Raw genomic sequence first — 21,368 nt, 5'->3', positions numbered from 1 at the left:
TTATTATCTTTGATTAAAGTTAAAACATTAGAAAAATGAAATTACCAAAGTTTTTATTAGCAGATAATTCGGAATTTCCTGAGGATTTATTCGTTGTACATACTGAATATCCAAGATTCATCTTAAATGTTGAGGAAGAGGAAGTTGAGTGGTTAGATGATTTGGAAGGGGACGATGAAGAAACTATGGCAGACGAAGCTACAAAAGTAGTGGAAACTGCATTTAAATGGTGTGATGAGGAGTTAGCTAAGTATGACGAGGAAGAGGAAGAATAATAACAATTCAAACATAAAAAAGGAACTCAATTGAGTTCCTTTTATTTTATTCAGCTTTGTTGAATTTCAATAATAACAAATTATCTTTATACAATTCTAAAGTGTTTCCTGAAACTACATATTTATTGGCCTTTCCTATCATATCCATAAAGTTCTGCTCTACACTCATGTTATCGCAAGCCATTCTTGTAGATCCCAATTGCCCGGCAGAGAAATCACCTGTTGAAGCATCTACTTTTGCAGTTCCAAAATAATTGTTGCATCCTGCATTTCCGCTTATTTTTTCTCCTTCGATATTCAACGTTGGAACTTTTCCTTTTACATTATCCGCTAAAGCCCATTTTGTACTTGCCAATGAAGGCTGGGATTTACCTACTTTTGAAGCAGATGGGCTAGACATTGTTCCGCATGACACCAAAACAACCGCTGTACATATACTTAAAAAAAGATTTTTCATTTTTTTCTTTTTTGATTTAATCAAATTTACGTAAATATTATTATTTAAACGGGTTTCGAAAGATTTTATTATTCTTTAACAACCGAATTTTATATAATTTTTTCAAGTTTTAAGCATAAAAAAACGGACTTTTTAGCCCGTTTAAATAATATTTATTAATTTCCTTAAGACCTTAATTCGGCATTAAATTCTTTTTGAAAAGATTTAATTAATGAATCCATTACTGCTGCAATTTCTTTCTCTTCTAACGTTTTTTCTTCATTTAAAAGCTCGAAACTCATTGCATAAGATTTCTTCCCTTCCGGAAGATTTTTTCCTTCATAAACATCAAATAAATTGATATTTTTAATGAAAGGGGATTTATTCTTTTTAGCAGTTTGGTATAAATCCTGATAATTCACATTTTTATCAATCAGTAAAGCTAAATCTCTTCTGATTTTGTTGAATTTGGGAATATCGTTGAATTTCAGCTCATTTTTAGAACGTAATTCCTGAGCAAGCTCCAATTCGATCTCAGCGTAAAAACAATCTTGGTCGATGTCAAAATCTTTCAATAGTTGAGGAGCAACTTTCCCTATTCTTACTAAAGTTTTTCCGTCAGCTTCATAAGCTAAAGCATCAGAGAATCTTTCGTCAGACAAAGCAACTTCCTTATAATCAACTGCTAATCTTTCCAATAAAACTTTCACATAAGCTTTTAAGTTATAGAAACTTGTAGCAGATTTTGGCTGCAGCCAGTTCTCAGCAACCTCCCTCCCTGAGACCAAGATAGCTATTTGTTTTCTTTCTTCGTATTTATCTCTTCTGTGATAAATTTTCCCGAGTTCAAAGAATTTAATATCCTGATTCTTTCTATTGATATTGTAAATTGCATTTTGTAAAAGGCCTTCTAATAAAGATTTTCGCATGAATGCCAAATCGTTACTTAAAGGATTTAACAACTTCACAGCATCGGTTTCATCTTTCACGGAAGTTAATGAATTATTCATTACTTCATTGAAACCTAGACTTTGTAAGGTTCTTGCCCAATTATTTTCCAATTCATCCTGATCATTTGCACTCAACTTCACAGGCGTGAAGGAAATTTTCTGTGGAGCATCAATTTTATTATATCCATAGATTCTTAAAATCTCTTCAATAACGTCAATTTCCCTTGTTACATCAGCTCTGTAAGCAGGAACAGAGATTTCCAGACCATTTTGAATTTCATTTAAAACCTGAATCTCCAATGCTTTTAAAATTTCTTTTACTTTTTCCCTGTGAATTTTTGTTCCTAAAATCTGCTCAATTTTAGAGAATCTGATAATTACATAATTATCCTCAATTTTTTTAGGATATTCTTCCAATAATTCTCCCACTAGCTTTCCTTCAGTTAATTCCTGAATCAAGTTGATAGCGTGAGTAATTGCAGTTCTTGTGATATTAGGATCAACCCCTCTTTCGAATCTAAAAGATGCATCAGTATTTAACCCATGGTATTTCGCACCTTTTCTTACTGCAACCGGGTTAAAATAAGCACTTTCTAAGAAGACAGTTTTAGTTTCAGTAGAAACTCCTGAGTCTGCGCCACCAAAAACCCCTGCAATACACATTGGATTATCTTTTCCGTCCTTAATGATGATTTCAGAACCGTTTAAAGTTCTTTCAACACCATCCAAAGTTGTGAATTTTGTTCCTTCTTTTACCGTTCCTACCTTTACTTTTTTACCTGCAATTTTATCGGCATCAAAAGCGTGAAGCGGCTGTCCTAAACCGTGAAGAATATAGTTTGTAATATCTACAACATTGTTAATAGGACTTAGACCGATAGCTTTTAATCTGTCTTTTAACCAAGCCGGAGAGTCTGTAACTTTCACATCTTCAATTACCGCTCCGATATATCTCGGACAAAGGTCCGTATTTTCAACTTCTAAAGTAAAATCATGTGCCCCTTCGTTGTTCAGAACCACAGAAGAAACTTTCTCAAATGTAGATTTTTGCTGGTTCGTTGAAAGAAAAGCATACAAATCCCTTGCAACGCCATAATGGGACATCGCGTCGGTTCTGTTTGGTGTTAGCCCAATTTCGAAAACTTCATCGTTTGTCAATTCAAAATAATCAGCGAAATTTTTCCCAACTTCATATTTTTCTTCATCCAAAACCATGATTCCACCGTGATCATCGCTAAGACCTAATTCATCTTCCGCACAAATCATTCCCTGAGAAACCTCACTTCTGATTTTAGCTTCTTTAATTTCAAAAAAGTTTCCGGTTTTATCATAGATTTTAGTTCCAACAACTGCTACAGGAACAATTTGCCCGGCCTCTACATTTGGAGCCCCACAAACGATGTTCAGCACTTTTCCGTTCCCTATATCTACTGTTGTTTTCTTTAATTTGTCTGCATTCGGATGTTTTTCGCAAGTTAAAACCTTACCGACAACAATTCCTTCCAGGCTGCCTTTTATGCTTTCAAATTTTTCTATCCCTTCAACTTCAAGACCAATATCTGTAAGGAATTCACCGATTCTTTCAGTTTTTAATTCCGTTTTGATGTAGTCTTTAAGCCAATTGTTTGATATTTTCATCTGATAATTTTTGAAAATTTATTTGAATTTTTGTACCATTTTAGTTGTACAGTTTTAAGCGTACAAATGTCGTGTTTTTTTGAGAAATACAGAAATTTATGGGAGACTTTAAGATGTTAATTTTCTACCGCAGATTTTGCAAATTGAAGGGATCTTATTTTTAAGATTATTCACATAAAACTGACTATACTTTTGTACAGATAAATATGTAAAAAATATCTGCGAAAAATTATAATCCAGCATTAAATAAAAAAAGAGGCTCTGAAAAATCAAAACCTCTTATATTTTTATTTATTGTAAATATTACAACCCGATTACCGGCATTGATAACATTAATATATTCTCGTTTTCCTCAAGACCATCCAGAGGTTCAATAATTCCCGGTCTGTTTGGCTGAGACATTTTCATTGTAATATCATCAGAACCAAGAATTGTCAACATTTCTGTTAAAAATTTAGAGCTAAATCCTATGTTGATATCTTCTCCGTTGTAATCACAAGGAATCTGCATATCTGCCTTGTTTGCATATTCTGTATCTTCTGCATGCAGGTGAAGAATATTTGCAGATAATTTAAATCTTACCTGATTGGTAGACTTGTTTGACATAATAGAGGCTCTCTTGATGGCTCCCAATAAAAGATTTCTGTTAATTGTCAGTACGTTCGGATTTTCTTTTGGGATTACCGCTGTATAATTAGGATATTTCCCATCGATCAATCTACAAATCCAGATATGCTTACCAAAAGTAAATTTAGCCATATTCTCATTGAAGTCTATAGTAACGTCTTCATTTGAGCTTGCTAAAATATTTTTGAAAATATTCAATGGTTTTTTAGGCATGATGAATTCCATTGGTTCGGCATTCATCAAATCTGTCCTTTTATACACTACCAATCTGTGAGAATCTGTAGAAACAAAGTTTGTTTCATTTTCTCCAAACTGGAACAAAACTCCTGTCATTACGGGACGCAGAGAGTCATTACTTGTCGCAAAAAGGGTGTTTGTAAGTGCTTCTGATAAAACCCCGGCCGGCATCGTGACACTTTGGGACGCGTCAAATTCAGGCAATTCAGGATAATCATCAGCGTTGTCTAATGCTACCGCAAAGTTGTCTTTTTCATCTAAAATTTCAAGCTGACTTCCCGTTCCTTCTGCATTATCTTTCACAGCCAATGTCAGGGGCTGCTCACCATAAGTCTTAATGAAATCCTGAAAAATCTTAGCAGGAACAGCAAATTTTCCCGAATCATCAGACTTCACATCAAGAGAAGTAACAAGAGTCGTCTCGCCATCAGATGCTGTAATGGTAACATTATTTCCGTCTAATTCAAAAAGATAATTTTCTAAAATCGGTCTCGATTGAGAGCTTGATATTACGCCACTTACAGTTTGCAAAGCTTTCTGCAGTTCTCCACTTGAAATAATAAATTTCATAGATTTAAAAATAAATTTTTACAAATATAATAAATAGAAAATAGATGGAAAAAAATATTCCTGAGAGTTATTAACAACCATCAAAAGAATTTTCGAGTATTTTCTCTCCCACTTTCCCAATTCAGGAGATTCTCCTGAAAAGGATAAATTTAATAATTATTTTTCACCAATTAAGTATATTTGTCAATAATATTTTTATCATGCGAAAACCAGCTATTCATAAAAGTTTTTTTAATGCTTTCCATGGCATTTTTCTGATGATAAAAAGTGAGCGAAACTTCCAGTTAGAACTTTTGGCTTTCTTTATTAACCTTGCTCTGATTTTGTATTTAAAACTTTCAAGCATCGATATCATGCTAGTTTTTATTGTTTCTTTTGGCGTTTTGAGTGCTGAAATTTTTAACACAGCCATTGAAAAAATCTGCGATATTATTCATCCTGAATATGACAAACGAATTGGCTTCATTAAAGATATTTCTGCAGGAGCCGTTATCTTGATGGTAATCGTTTCTGTTGTTGTGGGAACTTTAGTATATTGGAAATATATTTTTTAAACAGAATTAATCCCGTGTTGCGGCTGAATCTTTACATTCGGAACCTACTAATGGAATAATAGTAAATAACTTTCCATTAAAAATAAAAGCCTGTTGATTTTCAGAACAGGCCATGTTTTTGGCTATTTTAAATACTTTTTGTAAATTATAGTATCAAAATAGATTCGTTATAGATATTTTTCAATGATTGGAATTGCAGTTTCAGCCATCATTCCATAGCCTTTTTCATTGGGATGAACACCGTCCGCGGAAAGCAGTATTTCCTTATCGTCTAAAAATACAGAATGAAAATCAATGTAACTTAATGAGTTTTCAACAGAAATATCTTTTAAAATTTGATTATAAACCAAAACATCTTCATCCGTTCTTATCTTTCCAGTTGCTGAAATTTTTCCGTCTATTTTCTCAGAAATTGGAAGAATGCTTACCAAATAAATATCGTCTGAATAAAGCTCTGCAGCTTGAATTGCAGCTTCAATATTGGTTTTAAACTGTGTCGGGTCTACCATTTGACTTCCATCTTTTACAGCCAAATCATTTGCGCCATAACCAAGGAAAATGATATTTCCGTCAGCAGAATTTCGGGCTTTCATTTCGTGTGGAATTCTTTTGACCAGACCTTCTGTTGTTTCGCCGCCTATTCCAAGATTGAAAAGAATTAATTCATTACTTCCTTCATTGTATTTCTGCAGAGCATATCTTTTCAAAATATCAACCCAGCCTCCAAAAACGCCATCATATTCTCCGTAGGTTATGCTGTCTCCGAAGAACAATCCATAAATCATCTTATTCATTGTCTTGTTTTAAATCAGTCCAAAATTAATGTAATATTCTGGTGTGATTCTATAATTTCAACTAAAATTTCAAATAAGGTTTGCCCGCTTCCGTCAATCAATTCATCCAGTTTTTGTTGAATTAATTTTACATTAAAAGGTTTTCCCTGACTGATTTTATTTTCGTAAAATTCTTTAGTTGCTTCAAAGCCCAAATCTTCTTTCGATTTCTGAGAGTTTTTCCAAGTGATATCCGTTTCAACTCCATACAGAATATCATCAAAACCGTCCAAGGTCCCGACTTTCCAATCCGCATCTTTCATCAAGACATTAGAGATTTCTTCGTAGAACCCCTCCAGACTCGAAAAATGACTGCCATTGATGACAGTCATTTTCTTATTTCTTAAATCCAATTCTTGGTCTGTCGTTATCATTGCTATTTAGATTTCCCATTTTTGTTTTAATGACTGAATAATTACTTAATTCCTGTATTGAAATTGACGATTTATTACTTCGAATTGTTTCTAAAACAATGTTTTTTGTAATTCGTGTATTAGCGTTCAACGCTTTTCTTGATGCTTCATCACACAAAAATTTGATGTCGCTGGACACATAATTTTCTGTTGATTTAGCTAATTCTTCGTAATTCAAACCGATTTCTGTCGGACGCTTTTTTAAATACAATTCAAACATCAATTTCCTTGCTTCAAAATCAGGTGGTGGTAAATAAATATGTTTATCCAATCTTCCAGAGCGCAAAATTGCCGGGTCAATAGCATTGGGTCTGTTGGTTGCTCCGATAATAAAAATTCCGTCTTCTCCGCAGTTATTCATCTGTGCTAAAAACTCATTGACTGCACTTGTATTCATATGACTGATGTTTGATGTGTCCCGACTTGGAACCAAGGCGTCTAATTCATCAATAAAAATAATGCTTGGTGCATTTTGCCTTGCTTCATCGAATAAATTCTTGATATTTTCCTGTGAAGCATTCACAAATTTACTTTGAATGTCGGAAGGCTTTATCTGATAAAAATTAAAGCCTATTTCTTCTGCCATTTTCTCCGCAAAGAAAGTTTTACCGCAACCAGGCGGACCATACAATAGCATTCCGTTTGGAATCGTCAAGCCGTATTCTGCATACCGTTCTTTATCATTTAAAGCATCAATAACATCTAATTTTATGGTGTCTTTCAGTTCCTGCATTCCTGCAATGGCTGAGAATCCTTTGCCTTTTTTCTTTTCTTGGGGTTGAACTTTAACCGTTTTTTCTTCTGGAATTGAAAGTTCAATCTCTAATTCTCCGTTCAATGCTTGTATAAATTCTTTGACAGATTTGAAACGGTTTTCAGCTTTAGGTTGCAACGCTTTTCGGATAATCGTTTTCGTTTGCTCATCTACTTTATCCAAAAATTTTAGCGGCTTTTTCCGCTCTTCTAAAATCGTTTCTTCTAATTGTATTCTGTCGGATTTGTATTTGGATATTTCTACAAAATGAGGTGGCAAACCTGTCAATAAATAATAATACAAAGCACCAACTGAATAAATGTCGCTTTGGAAAGAAAAGACTTTATTAAAGGTTTCATTGGCTGTGTAAAATAGATTTAAACCATCTTTCAAGAAGTCTTTATTGGATTGTTGCAAAAAACGAGCGTAGCCAAAATCTATGATTTTAGAAATGACAACCTTTCCCGATAAATCCAACATTACATTTTGATTGGTAATGTCGTTGTGAATGATTTGTTTGTTGTGCAGATAGTTTAAACCGTTTAGAACACTTAAAATAATGTCTTTCGATTCATATGTGCTAAGCTTATTTTCACGTTTCATTTTATCAGCCAAGGTTTCTCCGCTGATAAAATCCAATACTACATAAGCAAATTTTTGACTGTCAATAATAATGTTTCCACTATCATTGTACTTTACCAAATTTGAGTGTTTGATTTGTTTTAAAATTTCAATTTCCAAAACATCTCCGTTTTCGGTGAACTGTGTACGGTGCAGTTTACTGTAATCAAATAGTTTCAGAAACCTGGTTTCTTTCGTATCGTTTTGTACACGATAGGTCTCGGCATAACTTCCTTTTTTCAAGAAGAAACTTACTGAATATTTGTTGTCAATGACTTGATTTTTGGATAATATGCTCATTTTATGAACGATGATTTTTGAATTTTACAAAACCTGTTGGATTTTACAAGTTTTAGAAAATTTGAAATTACGATAATGTCTTCTTTGGTTTAGTAAAAATAGAAATTAAAAGTCCGATTCCCACAATAACATCCACTACATTCCATAACTCACGACCTAAAGCAATCTTGAAAAACGGCTGGAACAATAATGCTAAAGCTCCGTAAATAATCATTTCGGTTTGTTTACCTTGTTGATTTGCTTGATAAGCCAAAAACCCAAAGCCAATCAATGCCAGAAACCTTACCAATTGAAAATAACCATACGGCATATCCAACAAGCAGATAAAAAACAAAATGGCTAAGCCTATTTTAATTATTTTATCCATAATTATAAAGCTTCCTCTGGATTGCTTGGGCGAGTACTGAAATTTCCATTTTGTTGCAAAATCAATTCATAAACTAATTCATTATTAAAAAGATTTTGAGGGTCGTCTTTTCCGAAATGTTCTTCGGAAATAAAGCCGCCTTTTATTTCACCGCCTTTCATTTCTTTTTCCGGATTCCAGCCTTTTCCATAGTAGAAAAAAGCCTGATAAGTTCCATTAGGAAATGAAAAAGCATAACTATCACCTGCTTGTATAAATGCGTGTCTTACAACTTTATCATTTTTCTTGATAGTAACCAAAACATCTGAATTGCTTGTGCGCACCTTTATTTGCGAACATCCATAATCGCTACAAGATGAGTTCCCTCCATAATATTTGGAATAAGGTGTTGAACCCGTGCGTAAAGTGTTGGAAATATACCTGTCATAGATTTCCTGTTCTTTTCTTTCTTTCTCTAATTGAGCTTCTCTTTCTATCCGCTCGGCTTCTGCTTGTTTTTCTTTCTCTATACGAACTTGTTCCAAACGAATAGCTTCTGCTTTTTCTTCTTCTTTTTGCCTTTGCTCTAATTCAATACGTTCTTTTTCTTCACGAGCTTCTCGTTCTTTTCTTGTCTGTTCTGATTCACAAGAAGTCAAAAATAACAAGGCTAAAAAAGAAAGTGATAGTAATTTAGTTTTCATAATTATTAGTTTAGTTTTTATCCTACCAAAACAGAATCGTCTCCACTTGGTCTTTCATCATTTGGTAATAAATTGATTAAGTCAACAACAATCGGATGCAAATCATCTGTGTTGGGATTTTCTCCGATTTGTTGCAAGCCTTCGTTTAATAATTGTCTTGCTCTGTTGCTGTCTTTCCAATGGTATGAACCAAAATGCTGATTATGTTGCCTAATGAAATTAATCAATTGGTACACTAAGGTCATTTGGAAAAATACAGAATGTATTTCTTCTGCCAATGCTTTACCTAATTTAATGTCCTGTGTTTTCAAAACTTCTTCCAATTGACTACGTAATTGATTGACAACCTGCGTAGAACGGTCATTTCCTAAATCTTTATTGGCTTTCTCTAATCTGTAAAATTCCTCTTTTAGTTCTTCTTCTAATTTTGGCCATTCCGTGGTTTCGCTTAGTTCGTCAATGGTTTTAAGCGTTTTCCTAAGATTGGTCAAAACTTCTTGCTTACCGTCCACATCATTTTTGCTGTTCTCAAATTTCTTTTCTAATTCAGCAATCTCGGCTTCGGCTTTTCGAACTTTATCGTTGCTTATTCCTTCGTCTTTCAGTTCTTCAATACTTCCTTTTGCTTTACGGATTTCATTGGAAAGCCAATTGGTCTCAACAGATTGAACGGTTCTTTCTACAGTAGCTTCAAAAGAAAAATCCAAATAAGGGAAATATGCAGTAACTGTAATTTTTTCTGACCTATCTACATTTACAGTTAAATCAACATCACTATTTTCAGGCAATAATGCAGGTAAATCCGCTCCGCTAATGATAATATCTGTTACGTGGTTGTTGTAGATGGCTCTTGTTCCATCTGCTTCGTGTTCACCTTCAAAAACTGGGATTTTAATAAAATCAGCATCCATTCCGGGACGGATTTGCTTTTGTGTTTTTAATCCATTTCGTGTTCCTACTGTTGGAATTGATTTGTTTTTTTCTAAGTTCTTTACTGTTTCAAAAACAATTTTTCCAGATTCTCGTTTTTTGATTTCAATTCCGATATTGTAAGCCAAAGTTGCATTACCAATTTTTGAACCTTGAATTACCGTAAATTCTTTTGGTTCGCTTTCTAAAATATTTCCTTTGTCATCAAACAAAGTAACTTCAAAACCATTGGTTTTTCCTTCTATCAATTGTGTTTGGATAACTTCCCCGATTTCGTTGATTTCCACTTTTCCGCTTGACCAAGCTTTGTCACTTCTTGTGATTTCGGCAAATACTTTTTCAGGAATTGCTCCTTCGGTTTTGTCAACCAAAATTTTCAGTGTTACAAATTCTTCCAACTCAACGGTTGATGCTTCGTGTCCGATTTCGATTTGAATTTTGGACTTATCTCTCGTTTGTTCTTTGATTTCTTCCGAAATATCGACCGTAGAAGCATACAATGCAGCACCTTTGGAAACCACCGTCATCGGGTCAACGCTTGTGTCGGGTTTGCAAATTTGCTGTTCCAACATTTTTCTGACAACTGGCGAAAAAGTAGGACCTCCAACCAAAATCAACGAATCTAAAGAAGAACCTTGTAAGTTGTTTCGCTTTAAAAGGTTCTTACAAATATCAATAGCTTTTTGGAAAATTGGAGCTAAAGCTCTTTCCATATCGGCTTGTGTAACGGTAATATCTAATTCAAATTCTTCTCCATTGTCATCTTCTCCTGGGATATCACCTAAATCAGAAAGTATGTTGTGAGAATCATTAAATGATAATTTTATTTTGGTTTCTTCTGCGTAAAATTTCATTGCATTACGCAAAATTTGCTTTTTGTTGTCATCTTCCAAAATAGAATCTATCGCATAATTATTTTCGATATATGGCAAAATGATTTCGTCAACTATAGCTAAATCGAGATTTTTTCCACCCAAATAATTATCTCCTTCGGTATCGGCAACTTTCATAATTCCATCTTCCACTTTCAGTAAAGCCGCATCAAAAGTTCCACCGCCAAAGTCATAAACCAACCAAAAGCCGTCTTTCTTTTTACTGTCCAAACCGTAAGCCATTGCAGCCGCAACTGGTTCTTGCAGCAATTCTATATGATTAAATCCTGCTAATTTTGCAGCTTCACGTGTGGCTTCTTTTTGATTATTACCAAATGCAGCCGGAACAGTAATCACAACAGCATTTATATTTTCATCTTTTACGAACGATTTCAATGTTTTTAATACTTCGGCGGATAATTCTTCCGAACTCAATTCTTTACCCAAGTTAGAACTGAAATATTTTTTATCCGTTCCCATTGTTCTTTTGAACTCAATGAAAGAATTAGAATCACTATCATCCCAATTTTTCATAGCCCCTAATTTATCTCTTTTAAGTGCATTATATGCACTATCACCAACTTGGATGGCTTGTTTCTTATTGATATAAACACAAGAGGGCATTGTGTCTTTAAGCGTGTCTGTTTTTTTAATAACAGCTTCTCCGTTTTCAATTCTTGAAATTGCAGAATTGGTCGTACCTAAGTCGATACCGTAGTCTATTTTTGTTCTTGCCATAATTATTATATTTTATTCTCCTACACTTACTTCTATTTGTGCGGATTGTATCATTTGTCCTTTAAAGTTTACTTGTGGTTTTATAATTCTTGTAATGATTTGTTTGCCTGTTTCTAAATCTTCGCTTGGAACAAAATTGGCTATGACTTTCATTCCCTCATTGTATTCTTTGCCTAACATTTCTACCAATTCATAGCCATTGGAAGCAAAATTATCTTGAATTCTTTTTACAGAAGCTGAGAGTTGTTTTAATCCTTTTGTATTCGCATCCATTTGCTGTAAGTTCTTTTGAATACGGATAATTTCATCCGCTACTTTCAATGCTAATGAATGGTCGATTTCATTATTGGAATGGGTTGAAATAATTTGTTTTTCCTCTTGTTTCAATTTTAATTGCGATTCCAAAACTTCAACTAATTTGCTATCCAATTTGATGCTCTCTTCTTCCAAAGACTTTTTGGTGTTTTTGATTTGGGTTTCTACATCCGTTTTACTGATGGCAATACGTTTGCCTAACAACCAATAAATAATTCCACCCAAAAGCAAGGTTGCCAAAGTGGCAATAATCCAATACAAACGGTTTTGGCTAACATCCTTATCCAATTTGGAAATACTGTCTTTTGCTGTGGTTTCCGTTTGTTGGATTTTTGTGCCTAAATCGTCTGCAATTGTCTGAATATTTTGGACATTATTTTTTGTTTCTGATTTTAGACTATCAATCTGTTTTTTCTGGTTTTCTGTTTTTATGGAAAGATTTGCCAGCTCTGTCTTTTGTTGGTTAATTACAGACTGTTGATTGTTCAGTTTTTGTTTTAATGTAGCAATTTCTTGCTGTTGCTTTTGTGCTTCAACTTTTTGTTGGGCAAAGAGTGAAACTGTACAAAAGAGAATTGGTAAGAGAATTATTTTTTTCATTGTTATTTTTTTAATTACACGCCCGTAGAAGAATTATGAAGATTATAATTCCAACAATCCAATAGATACATCCATTATTATTGCTTGAATTACTTGTTGTAGGTGTTGGTTTATATGTATTTATTGGTTTCCCTAAAACAGGTGCTGTCGTAGTAATTGTTTTCCAATAGCATATATATTTAACCTGATTTTTCTGAGAGTAATTTAATTTGCTTAGTAAAAAATCTACTAAAGATTTATATTCTGTAATTTTAATAGCCTCACTTGAAATTTTAATTTTATCAATATTTCTTGATGGAATGACATCCTTAACTAACTCAACAACTTTATCCCAGTTTATAGAATTTTCTATCATTTGGTTTACTTTATTCCAATTGATAGATTGGTTATAGCCTAAAGGAGTTGATAGAATATCAGCATTTATTTTTGCTTTATTACTTTCATATAGATTTTTTATTGATTTTAGAACTTCTATTGCTTTTGAAAGTTCTTGGTCTTTCATCCCTTCGAGAGTGTGAATGTTTTCTCTGATTTTTTCTTTGGTGGCTACATTTACAGCTAATGCTTCTGCTGTTTTTGCCAAATTCATTGCTTCCTGAAGATAATTACCAGTTTTTTCCTGCTCCTGACTTTCATTGAAATAATCAATCGAACACTGCAATACTTCTTTTGCTACATTATCTGCCGATATTTTGTATTGCAAATTACCTGCACCCAAAATAGATTTTAAAAGTGACAGTTCATTTTTTACATTATTATGTAAATCTATTCCAAAACGATAGGCATTACCTTTATTATCTTTACGCTTATTTTTCGTTTGTTCAAGTTGCGTTTCAATTTTATGAATCGGCTCTTCGGTAAATTTTTTAGAGAGATATTTTTGAGATGTTCCATTGCAATTGCTGAATAAACCCATTGTTTCCGCAGTGGAAAATTTATTTTTCAATTGTAGCAATATTTCATCTACAAATAGTTCAATTTGCTTATTGGTATCAATAGAAAAAGTTTCGTCAGCGACTGTATGGACAAAATCCTTAAAATTTTCGGATTCAATCAGTTTGATTTTGACTGTAATTCCCTGTTTAATTTTCTCCTTGGAATTGTCCAATAAATAAAGTGTTCCGATATTATTGAAAGCCGAATAGTTTTTGGAATTAATTTCTTTTTCATCGGTTAGCTTTTTCCAGATTTCAATAGCTTTCTCCTTATTTCCACTTATCAAATGTTGAATTGCGGTATTGTCAATTGGATTCAGATTGATAAACCAAAATAAGGAATGAGTAACTTTGTTTTGATTTTGCTCAATATCAGAAAAAGCGTTGTCAATAACAGCACTACTTCTTTGTAACGGAGTTAGAAAAGGAAAATCATATTCAGAAGTGATTTCTTTTCCTACTTTGGCATAAGCGGAAATTTTTCCTTTTCTGCTCTGAACTTCTCTTGCAGAAGCATCGGAAAGAATACCTATAACTCTATATGGATTTTGTATAATTAATTTCATATCAATTTCTACGGTATGGCAATTTAAATCTGTTTTTTTGTTGTTGATTACGGTTTTCCGTAAAACACTAATAAAATTACTTGTTAATTTAGCTACAAGGCTAAATAACAACGTGGGCTAATTCCTTTTGCTCGTATCTGAGGAGGTCGAAGTCCTTACCACAAAGCAAAAAGGAACGCCCACGCTTTACCGTAGACATTTCCTCTTTTAACTTTCCCTGTGGTATTTGAAATTTTCGACCTTTCAGATTCAGGAAATTTTAAAGCGAAACGCTGTAATTATATGTTTTTAATATTTTTAGTTCATTAAGTCAAATTATTTGCTTGTAAATGTAAAGTTTTTATTAAAATTATACAATATTTCTTTATTTCTTATTTGAAGTATTCCACTCCATTTTTAAAAATATTGTGATAATTCGCAGTTGGAATATTCTTCATCAAACCTTCTGCAAAACGTTCCGGGTGTCCCATTCTGCCGTAGATTTTTCCGTCCGGACTGGTAATTCCTTCAATTCCAAACAATGAATTATTGGGATTGAACGGCATTCCGTGAGCGATATTTCCGTCTAAATCTAAATACTGCGTTGCAATCTGTCCGTTCTCATACAACTTCTGAATTTCCGCTTCCGAAGCTATAAAACGACCTTCACCGTGAGAGATTGGAATTGTGAAAACTTGGTCTTTCATTCCTTTTAGCCAAGGCGATTCGTCATTGACCACTTTTACGTTCACCATCTGAGAAATGTGTCTTCTGATGGCGTTGTGAGCCAACGTTGGAGAATTTTCATCCAAATCTTTGATTCTTCCGTATGGCAACAATCCTGACTTAACTAACGCCTGGAAACCATTACAAATTCCGATAATCATCCCATCTCTGTCCAGTAATTCGTGAACCGCATTTTTCATCTTTTCGTTTTTCAACACATTGACGATGAACTTCGCCGAACCGTCTGGCTCATCACCCGCGGAGAAACCTCCGGAGAATGCTAAAATCTGAGAAGTTCTAATTTCTTCTACCCAGGCATCAATACTTTCATCCAGCAATTGATGATTGATATTAATTAATGGCAAACTGCTGATAACAGCACCTTCTTTAGCGAAAGCGTTCAATGTATCGTATTCACAGTTCGTTCCCGGGAAAATCGGTGCGAATACTTTCGGCTGAGCGATTCCGTGTTTTTTTATGATAATATGTCGCGGGTTGATTGAGTTTAATGTCGAATCAATTTCAACCGTTATTTTTTCCTTTTCTATCGTTGGGAAAAGATTCTCAAATGTGCTTGTGTTTGCTTCTACTAATTTCTCAATCGCAAATCCAGTATCATTAATTTTGATAATATTTGAATCCTTAACTTCACCTATCAATTGAAGATTTACAGAGCTTAATTCCTCTTTAGATTCGATGATTAAGCTGCCGATATTTTTCGCTAATAAAGCATTTGTCACATTGAGCGGAGTCGAAATGTCAGCGCCTAATCCGTTTCCGAAACTCATTTTTGCTAAAGCAACTGCAACACCGCCTTCTTTCACTGTTTTCACAGAAACGATTTTTCCGGCTTTTATATTTTCGAAAATAAATTCAAAAACTGCTTTTAAGGCATCATAATTTGGAAGTCCGTTTTCCTGAGCGATATGATTGAAGAAATAGATTTTGTTTCCTGAATTTTTGAATTCCGGAGAGATGATATTTTTCTTGTCACCGTTGGCACAAGCGAAAGAAATCAATGTTGGCGGAACATTCAAATCATGGTACGTTCCACTCATCGAATCTTTACCTCCAATTGCCGCTAAACCGAAATTGATTTGGGCATCATAAGCTCCCAGAAGAGAAGCCAAAGGTTTGCCCCATTTCTCAGGGTTCTGACCCAATTTCTCAAAATATTCCTGGAAACTGAATCTGATATTTTTATAATCACCGCCCATCGCCACGATTTTGGCAACACTTTCTACCACAGCGTAAGAAGCTCCCAACAGAGAATTCTGCTTAGAAATATCCGCATCAAATCCCCAACTCGCCAAAGAAACCGTTTCAATATTTTTTGCTCCGATGATTGGCAAGGTCTGAACACTTCCTTCCATCAAAGTCTGCTGATATTTTCCGCCTAAAGGCATCGCAACCGTAGTCGCACCGATAGAAGAATCGAACATTTCCAACAAACCTTTTTGAGAAGCAACATTTTTATCACCTAAAATTTTCAAGAAATTCTCTTCGTTGAATGATTGAGTTTCTTCTTTTACTTCATTAAGATGCGTAATCTTAACTTCCTGACTTTTAGAACAACCGTTGGTATCGAGGAATTCTCTTGAAAGGTCAACAATTTTATCGCTTTTCCAGAACATCTGCATTCTTCCAGAATCTGTCACTTTTGCAACCTCAACAGCTACAATATTTTCAGCTTCACAGAATTTGATGAACTGTTCTTTATCTTTTGGTTCGACCACAACCGCCATTCTTTCCTGAGATTCGGAAATGGCAAGCTCGGTTCCGTTCAGACCTTCATATTTTAAAGGTAAAACATCCAGATTAACTTCCAAAGAATCAGCGATTTCCCCGATAGCAACTGAAACACCTCCTGCTCCGAAATCATTTGATTTTTTAATCAGTCTCGTTACCTCGGGATTTCTGAATAATCTCTGGATTTTACGTTCTTCAACCGCATTTCCTTTCTGAACCTCAGAACTCATCGTGTGAATCGAAGTCTCGTCCTGTTCTTTTGAACTTCCGCTTGCTCCGCCAACGCCGTCACGACCAGTTGCACCGCCTAAAATGATGATAGAATCGCCAGCTTCAGGTTTTTCACGTCTTACCCAATCTACAGGAACCGCTCCTGCAACGAAACCAACCTCCATTCTTTTGGCTTTGTAGCCTTCATCATAGATTTCGGAAACCATTGTAGTTGCCAAACCGATTTGGTTACCGTAAGAAGAATATCCGTTCGCCGCCTGCTTTGTGATTGTTTTTTGAGGTAATTTGCCCGGTAAAGTTTTGTCAACTGACTCTAAAACATCAGCCGCACCTGTCAATCTCATCGCCTGGAAAACAAAAGAACGCCCGGACAAAGGGTCTCTGATGGCGCCACCTAAACACGTTGAAGCGCCACCGAAAGGCTCAATTTCTGTCGGGTGGTTGTGCGTTTCATTTTTGAACAATAAATACCAAGGTTCTTTCTTACCGTCGTATTCAGCTTCGATTTGGATGGTACAGGCGTTGATTTCATCAGAAACAACAAGGTTTTCCAATTGACCTGTTTTATGGAAATATCTTCCGCAAACTGTTGCCAAATCCATCAAGGAAATTGGTTTCAATTCACGTCCTAAAAATTTTCTTTTTTCGATATAATCATTGAAAATGGTTTCCAATGTATGTTTAAACTGTCCTTCAAATTCAATATTTGACAACTCCGTTTCAAACGTTGTGTGACGGCAATGGTCACTCCAATAGGTATCTAAAACTTTCAGTTCGGTTTCCGTAGGATTTCTCTGTTCCGATTTAAAATATTCCTGAATGAATTTCAAATCATCCAAACCTAATGCAAAACCGTGAGAATTATAGAAGTTAGTCAGCTGTTCAGTTGTATAGTTAATAAAATTATCGTGAACAATCACTTTTGACGGCGTTTCTTCCGCAGGAATATCCAAAATAGATAAATCTTTTTCCTGAGATTCTACTTTATTGATGAGAAGGTCTTTGATTTTTGCCAAATCGGATTCGGAAACGCCTTCAAACTCGATGAGCTTTCCGCTTCTTACTTTAGATTTCTCATTTTCAGTCAATAAAGCGATACATTGCTGCGCAGAATCCGCTCGCTGGTCGTATTGCCCGGGTAGAAATTCTAATGCGAAATGAATTCCCTGAGCAGGATTTTCTTCGATTAAAATATCGGTAACAGGGTCTACGAAAGTGCTGTTTACCACCTTTTCGAATTCACCGTCGTTTAACCCGAAAATATCGTAAACATTATACACCTTTACGCTTTGGATAGACGGAACCACCGCCTTTACTTCATCAAAAATTTTGGGGCTTTCCACATCGAAAATTCCTCTTTTTTCTACGAAAATTCTTTTGTTTTGAGACATTAGATGTCAGATATTAATATTATTAGACTTATTTACTTAATTTATTCGGATTATCGGGATGCTCTTTTTGAAATTGTTTCGCTTTTTTTATTTCTCTCTTAAGCCATTTTTCAAAAGGAATCTTTTCTTTATCATAATCCAGAGCATACGTTTTTGTTCTGTCTTCTGATACCAAAAATTTAAAATCATACGATAATCCTGCTTCCACTTTCCTGTAATCGTAAGTGTTTATCTGATAAAATGGGAAATTTTCTTTTGGCCTTTCCACAATTTCAAAAAATAATTTCTTTTCATTTTCAGATAATTGAGTATAATGATTTACATAATACAATTCTGAAAGCTTTTTATTTTGTTTCCTGAAAAACTGAAGAATAGCCTCCTCTTTTTCATTGTAACTGAATGGATATGGATAATACTCTGCTCCAACCTCAACAGCAATTCCGGACTTTGAAACAGGTTTAACAGACTCTCCTTTAAAATTCATCACGCCCCAAGTCCCGCCAACGATTGCTTTATGTTCGTCTTCAGTTTTTTCCCAGTCACAACCGTCACAAAATGCCGCATAACCATAATTAAAAGGTGATACAAAATCATGTTCAGGTTTAATAACAACTGCTCCGTTTCTGTCTACAAAACCGACTTTTCCATTTTTGACAAATCTTCTTACACCTTCGGAGAAATAATCTGCTCCGTTGTCGTAAAAGAAAGGTCTGTACAGGAAATTTCCATTTCTGTCGTAAACATATCCCCAAGCATTTTTCTCTTTCTGTTCGTCTTTTTTGGAACCATCAAAATAAATGGTTTCCTCTTTGACTAACTCTCCATCCTTCAAATATGAAAACACTTTAAACTGTGCGGGAATGATAATTTTTCCCTCTCTATTTTTAATCCCTACCAAGGAATCTTTTGATTTGAAATACTTTAAAACTTCCTTTTGCTGAGAAAACGAAAGCATTGGAATCAATAAAACTATTAAAAGTATTTTGTTCATGGTAACTGGGTTAAAAATAGAATATGCAGCCGAAAAGACTGCATATCGATAATTATACTTTAAGGTCAGCCTCTAATCCTATCAAATCTCTATTCACATCCAAAATAGGCTGAACTTCATTGGCAATGAATTCCTCCGTCTGAATGGGTGCAAAACCGATAAAGTTTTTAGGGTCTAGAACCTCTTTTAATTTTGACTTATCTAATTTTAATGAATCGTCATTTAAAATTCTTTCGATAAGGTCGTTTTCTTTACCTTCCTCTTTTACTTTTTTAGACGCTTCCATCGAGTGGACTCTTATTACCTCGTGGATTTCCTGACGGTCGCCACCGGCTTTCACTTCCTCCATAATGATGTATTCTGTCGCCATAAAAGGAAGCTCTTCCATAATATGCTTGTTGATTCTGTTTGGATATACTACGATTCCGTTCATAATGTTATTCCAAATCAATAAGATTGCATCAACAGCTAAGAAAGCTTGAGGAATGGTTAATCTTTTGTTGGCAGAATCATCCAAAGTTCTTTCAAACCATTGTGTGGAAGCGACCATTGCAGAACTTGTCGTCAAAGACATCACGTATTTTGCCAATGCTCCAATTCTTTCGCTTCTCATCGGGTTACGTTTGTAAGCCATTGCCGATGAACCGATTTGGTTTTTCTCGAACGGCTCTTCAATTTCTTTAAGATTTTGAAGGAGACGTAAATCGTTAGTAAATTTATGGGCTGATTGAGCGATATTTCCCAATAAAGCTACCACTTTTGCATCAATTTTTCTGTCATAAGTCTGTCCGGAAACTCCGAAAACTTTCTCAAAACCGAATCTTTTCGACAATTCTTTATCTAAGTGTTTTACTTTAGAATAATCTCCGTTGAAAAGTTCAAGAAAACTCGCAGCAGTTCCCGTAGTTCCTTTTACGCCTCTGAATCTCAATGTTTCTAAGAAGAAATCAAGCTCTTCGATGTCAAGAACCAAACTTTGTAACCACAGTGTCGCTCTTTTTCCAACAGTTGTCAACTGAGCCGGCTGGAAGTGGGTAAACCCTAAAGTCGGTAAATCTTTATACTGAATCGCAAAATCAGAAAGATTTTTCATCACATTGACCAACTTTTTCTTTAAAATTAAAAGCCCGTCACGGATTTGAATCAAATCTGTATTGTCTCCTACAAAAGCCGAAGTAGCTCCCAAGTGAATAATTCCCTTCGCTGACGGCGCCACATCACCATACGTATGAACGTGAGCCATCACATCGTGACGGAATTTCTTCTCATATTCAGCAGCTTTATCATAATCGATATTTTCAGCATTAGCTTTCAATTCAGCAATTTGCTCGTCTGTTATTTCAAGGCCAAGGTCTTTTTCGATTTCAGCAAGAGCAATCCAAAGTTTTCTCCAATTCTGGAATTTGTTATTATGTGAGAAATTAAATAACATTTCTTCACTGGAGTAGCGCTCTTCCAATGGATTTTTGTAGGAATTCATTCTTTCTTTTACTTTTTAGATATGCAAAAATAGGGTTTTTAAACGAGAGATAAAAATCCTGTTTTATTGATTTTTACTCAAATATTTTTAATGTTATCCCGCTTTTATATGCAACGGCAAATCTATCAATAAAAAGAAAGTCATTCTTTCGAATGACTTTCTTTTTATTGATAGATTACAACATCATCTTTTTTAATTTGGTAGCCTGTTTTTTTGTAGGGAACTAAAACATAGGTTTCTTTAATATAGCTGCCACTTTTCCATATTTTCCCTTTTCCTTGCCTGTCAAGGATAATGCTTTTTGCATTTCCATCAGGAATAAAAATTTCAGCTTTTTTCATGTTTTTGCTGAAAATGACTGCCGTCATTGAAGTATAACTTTTATCAGAGTTCACTTCATTTAGTTTAATTTTCTGTTCAAAAACCCTTACACAATCATTTTTTATTTGTGAATAGGTATAACCTGCCGATCCGATACATCCGTGAACATCTCTGTCTCCGCCAACTTTCTGTGCGAAAACCAATGAACCCAGGAACATTGCGCTGAATAAAATAGTTTTTTTCATGTTTATAATATTAATAGTTTTGAGTTTGGTAAAAATTATGC

Annotated in this window: 17 protein-coding genes; 2 read left to right on the top strand and 15 right to left on the bottom strand. The window is 34.6% G+C overall.

The window, feature by feature from the left end:
* The first annotated feature begins 35 nt into the window (after window positions 1-35).
* Window positions 36-275 carry a hypothetical protein gene (locus ACM39_RS06165; RefSeq protein WP_048510157.1) on the top strand — a complete coding sequence of 80 codons (240 nt, stop codon included), beginning with the start codon at window positions 36-38 and terminating at the stop codon, window positions 273-275.
* Between the two features lie 46 nt (window positions 276-321).
* On the opposite strand, the gene ACM39_RS06160 is transcribed toward ACM39_RS06165, so the two are convergent.
* The 3 genes from ACM39_RS06160 to dnaN form a co-directional block, all read right to left on the bottom strand.
* Window positions 322-732, bottom strand: a complete 411-nt coding sequence (locus ACM39_RS06160; protein ID WP_048510156.1) for an META domain-containing protein — start codon at window positions 730-732, stop codon at window positions 322-324.
* Window positions 733-896: 164 nt separating this feature from the next.
* Complete coding sequence (gene pheT / locus ACM39_RS06155; protein WP_048510155.1) at window positions 897-3,299, bottom strand: phenylalanine--tRNA ligase subunit beta; 2,403 nt, start codon at window positions 3,297-3,299, stop codon at window positions 897-899.
* Between the two features lie 303 nt (window positions 3,300-3,602).
* Window positions 3,603-4,733 (bottom strand): DNA polymerase III subunit beta, encoded by a 1,131-nt coding sequence (gene dnaN, locus ACM39_RS06150; RefSeq protein ID WP_048510154.1) that lies wholly within the window; start codon window positions 4,731-4,733, stop codon window positions 3,603-3,605.
* Between the two features lie 200 nt (window positions 4,734-4,933).
* Between dnaN and ACM39_RS06145 the strand changes: the two genes are divergently transcribed.
* Window positions 4,934-5,287, top strand: a complete 354-nt coding sequence (locus ACM39_RS06145; protein WP_048510153.1) for a diacylglycerol kinase family protein — start codon at window positions 4,934-4,936, stop codon at window positions 5,285-5,287.
* A gap of 167 nt (window positions 5,288-5,454) precedes the next feature.
* Here ACM39_RS06145 and ACM39_RS06140 read toward each other — a convergent pair whose 3' ends face one another.
* From ACM39_RS06140 to ACM39_RS06085, 12 genes are all read right to left on the bottom strand, one after another.
* A complete protein-coding gene (locus ACM39_RS06140; protein WP_082140540.1) occupies window positions 5,455-6,081 on the bottom strand; it encodes an SGNH/GDSL hydrolase family protein in 627 nt (208 codons plus the stop codon).
* 14 nt (window positions 6,082-6,095) lie between these two features.
* Window positions 6,096-6,494: a ribonuclease inhibitor gene (locus tag ACM39_RS06135; RefSeq protein WP_048510152.1), complete on the bottom strand. Its 399-nt coding sequence runs from the start codon at window positions 6,492-6,494 to the stop codon at window positions 6,096-6,098.
* Window positions 6,457-8,208: an AAA family ATPase gene (locus tag ACM39_RS06130; RefSeq protein WP_048510151.1), complete on the bottom strand. Its 1,752-nt coding sequence runs from the start codon at window positions 8,206-8,208 to the stop codon at window positions 6,457-6,459. The genes ACM39_RS06135 and ACM39_RS06130 overlap by 38 nt, the downstream gene beginning before the upstream one ends.
* A 67-nt stretch (window positions 8,209-8,275) precedes the next feature.
* Window positions 8,276-8,575: a DUF6804 family protein gene (locus tag ACM39_RS06125; RefSeq protein ID WP_048510150.1), complete on the bottom strand. Its 300-nt coding sequence runs from the start codon at window positions 8,573-8,575 to the stop codon at window positions 8,276-8,278.
* A gap of 2 nt (window positions 8,576-8,577) precedes the next feature.
* Complete coding sequence (locus tag ACM39_RS06120; protein WP_048510149.1) at window positions 8,578-9,258, bottom strand: hypothetical protein; 681 nt, start codon at window positions 9,256-9,258, stop codon at window positions 8,578-8,580.
* A gap of 17 nt (window positions 9,259-9,275) precedes the next feature.
* Window positions 9,276-11,798 carry an Hsp70 family protein gene (locus ACM39_RS06115; RefSeq protein WP_048510148.1) on the bottom strand — a complete coding sequence of 841 codons (2,523 nt, stop codon included), beginning with the start codon at window positions 11,796-11,798 and terminating at the stop codon, window positions 9,276-9,278.
* Window positions 11,799-11,810: 12 nt separating this feature from the next.
* On the bottom strand, window positions 11,811-12,713 hold the full coding sequence (locus tag ACM39_RS06110) for a hypothetical protein (protein ID WP_048510147.1): 903 nt from the start codon (window positions 12,711-12,713) through the stop codon (window positions 11,811-11,813).
* 10 nt (window positions 12,714-12,723) lie between these two features.
* Window positions 12,724-14,214, bottom strand: a complete 1,491-nt coding sequence (locus ACM39_RS06105) for a hypothetical protein (protein WP_048510146.1) — start codon at window positions 14,212-14,214, stop codon at window positions 12,724-12,726.
* Window positions 14,215-14,585: 371 nt separating this feature from the next.
* Complete coding sequence (locus ACM39_RS06100) at window positions 14,586-18,290, bottom strand: phosphoribosylformylglycinamidine synthase (protein WP_048510145.1); 3,705 nt, start codon at window positions 18,288-18,290, stop codon at window positions 14,586-14,588.
* Between the two features lie 28 nt (window positions 18,291-18,318).
* On the bottom strand, window positions 18,319-19,281 hold the full coding sequence (locus ACM39_RS06095; RefSeq protein WP_048510144.1) for a WG repeat-containing protein: 963 nt from the start codon (window positions 19,279-19,281) through the stop codon (window positions 18,319-18,321).
* 52 nt (window positions 19,282-19,333) lie between these two features.
* Window positions 19,334-20,761: an adenylosuccinate lyase gene (gene purB, locus ACM39_RS06090; RefSeq protein WP_048510143.1), complete on the bottom strand. Its 1,428-nt coding sequence runs from the start codon at window positions 20,759-20,761 to the stop codon at window positions 19,334-19,336.
* A gap of 164 nt (window positions 20,762-20,925) precedes the next feature.
* Window positions 20,926-21,327, bottom strand: coding sequence for a hypothetical protein (locus ACM39_RS06085; protein ID WP_048510142.1), 402 nt, complete (start codon window positions 21,325-21,327; stop codon window positions 20,926-20,928).
* Window positions 21,328-21,368: the final 41 nt, after the last annotated feature.

The sequence above is a fragment of the Chryseobacterium sp. FH2 genome, assembly GCF_001045455.1.
Taxonomy (GTDB): domain Bacteria; phylum Bacteroidota; class Bacteroidia; order Flavobacteriales; family Weeksellaceae; genus Chryseobacterium.
Note: the sequence above shows the minus strand (reverse complement) of the source record. Positions and strands in the feature narration are given on the sequence as shown.

What these genes read in the sequence shown, in the direction of transcription:
- ACM39_RS06165 (WP_048510157.1), top strand. Translation starts at nt 36, where the DNA reads ATGAAATTACCAAAGTTTTTATTAGCAGATAATTCGGAATTTCCTGAG.
- ACM39_RS06160 (WP_048510156.1), bottom strand. Translation starts at nt 732, where the DNA reads ATGAAAAATCTTTTTTTAAGTATATGTACAGCGGTTGTTTTGGTGTCA.
- pheT (WP_048510155.1), bottom strand. Translation starts at nt 3,299, where the DNA reads ATGAAAATATCAAACAATTGGCTTAAAGACTACATCAAAACGGAATTA.
- dnaN (WP_048510154.1), bottom strand. Translation starts at nt 4,733, where the DNA reads ATGAAATTTATTATTTCAAGTGGAGAACTGCAGAAAGCTTTGCAAACT.
- ACM39_RS06145 (WP_048510153.1), top strand. Translation starts at nt 4,934, where the DNA reads ATGCGAAAACCAGCTATTCATAAAAGTTTTTTTAATGCTTTCCATGGC.
- ACM39_RS06140 (WP_082140540.1), bottom strand. Translation starts at nt 6,081, where the DNA reads ATGAATAAGATGATTTATGGATTGTTCTTCGGAGACAGCATAACCTAC.
- ACM39_RS06135 (WP_048510152.1), bottom strand. Translation starts at nt 6,494, where the DNA reads ATGATAACGACAGACCAAGAATTGGATTTAAGAAATAAGAAAATGACT.
- ACM39_RS06130 (WP_048510151.1), bottom strand. Translation starts at nt 8,208, where the DNA reads ATGAGCATATTATCCAAAAATCAAGTCATTGACAACAAATATTCAGTA.
- ACM39_RS06125 (WP_048510150.1), bottom strand. Translation starts at nt 8,575, where the DNA reads ATGGATAAAATAATTAAAATAGGCTTAGCCATTTTGTTTTTTATCTGC.
- ACM39_RS06120 (WP_048510149.1), bottom strand. Translation starts at nt 9,258, where the DNA reads ATGAAAACTAAATTACTATCACTTTCTTTTTTAGCCTTGTTATTTTTG.
- ACM39_RS06115 (WP_048510148.1), bottom strand. Translation starts at nt 11,798, where the DNA reads ATGGCAAGAACAAAAATAGACTACGGTATCGACTTAGGTACGACCAAT.
- ACM39_RS06110 (WP_048510147.1), bottom strand. Translation starts at nt 12,713, where the DNA reads ATGAAAAAAATAATTCTCTTACCAATTCTCTTTTGTACAGTTTCACTC.
- ACM39_RS06105 (WP_048510146.1), bottom strand. Translation starts at nt 14,214, where the DNA reads ATGAAATTAATTATACAAAATCCATATAGAGTTATAGGTATTCTTTCC.
- ACM39_RS06100 (WP_048510145.1), bottom strand. Translation starts at nt 18,290, where the DNA reads ATGTCTCAAAACAAAAGAATTTTCGTAGAAAAAAGAGGAATTTTCGAT.
- ACM39_RS06095 (WP_048510144.1), bottom strand. Translation starts at nt 19,281, where the DNA reads ATGAACAAAATACTTTTAATAGTTTTATTGATTCCAATGCTTTCGTTT.
- purB (WP_048510143.1), bottom strand. Translation starts at nt 20,761, where the DNA reads ATGAATTCCTACAAAAATCCATTGGAAGAGCGCTACTCCAGTGAAGAA.
- ACM39_RS06085 (WP_048510142.1), bottom strand. Translation starts at nt 21,327, where the DNA reads ATGAAAAAAACTATTTTATTCAGCGCAATGTTCCTGGGTTCATTGGTT.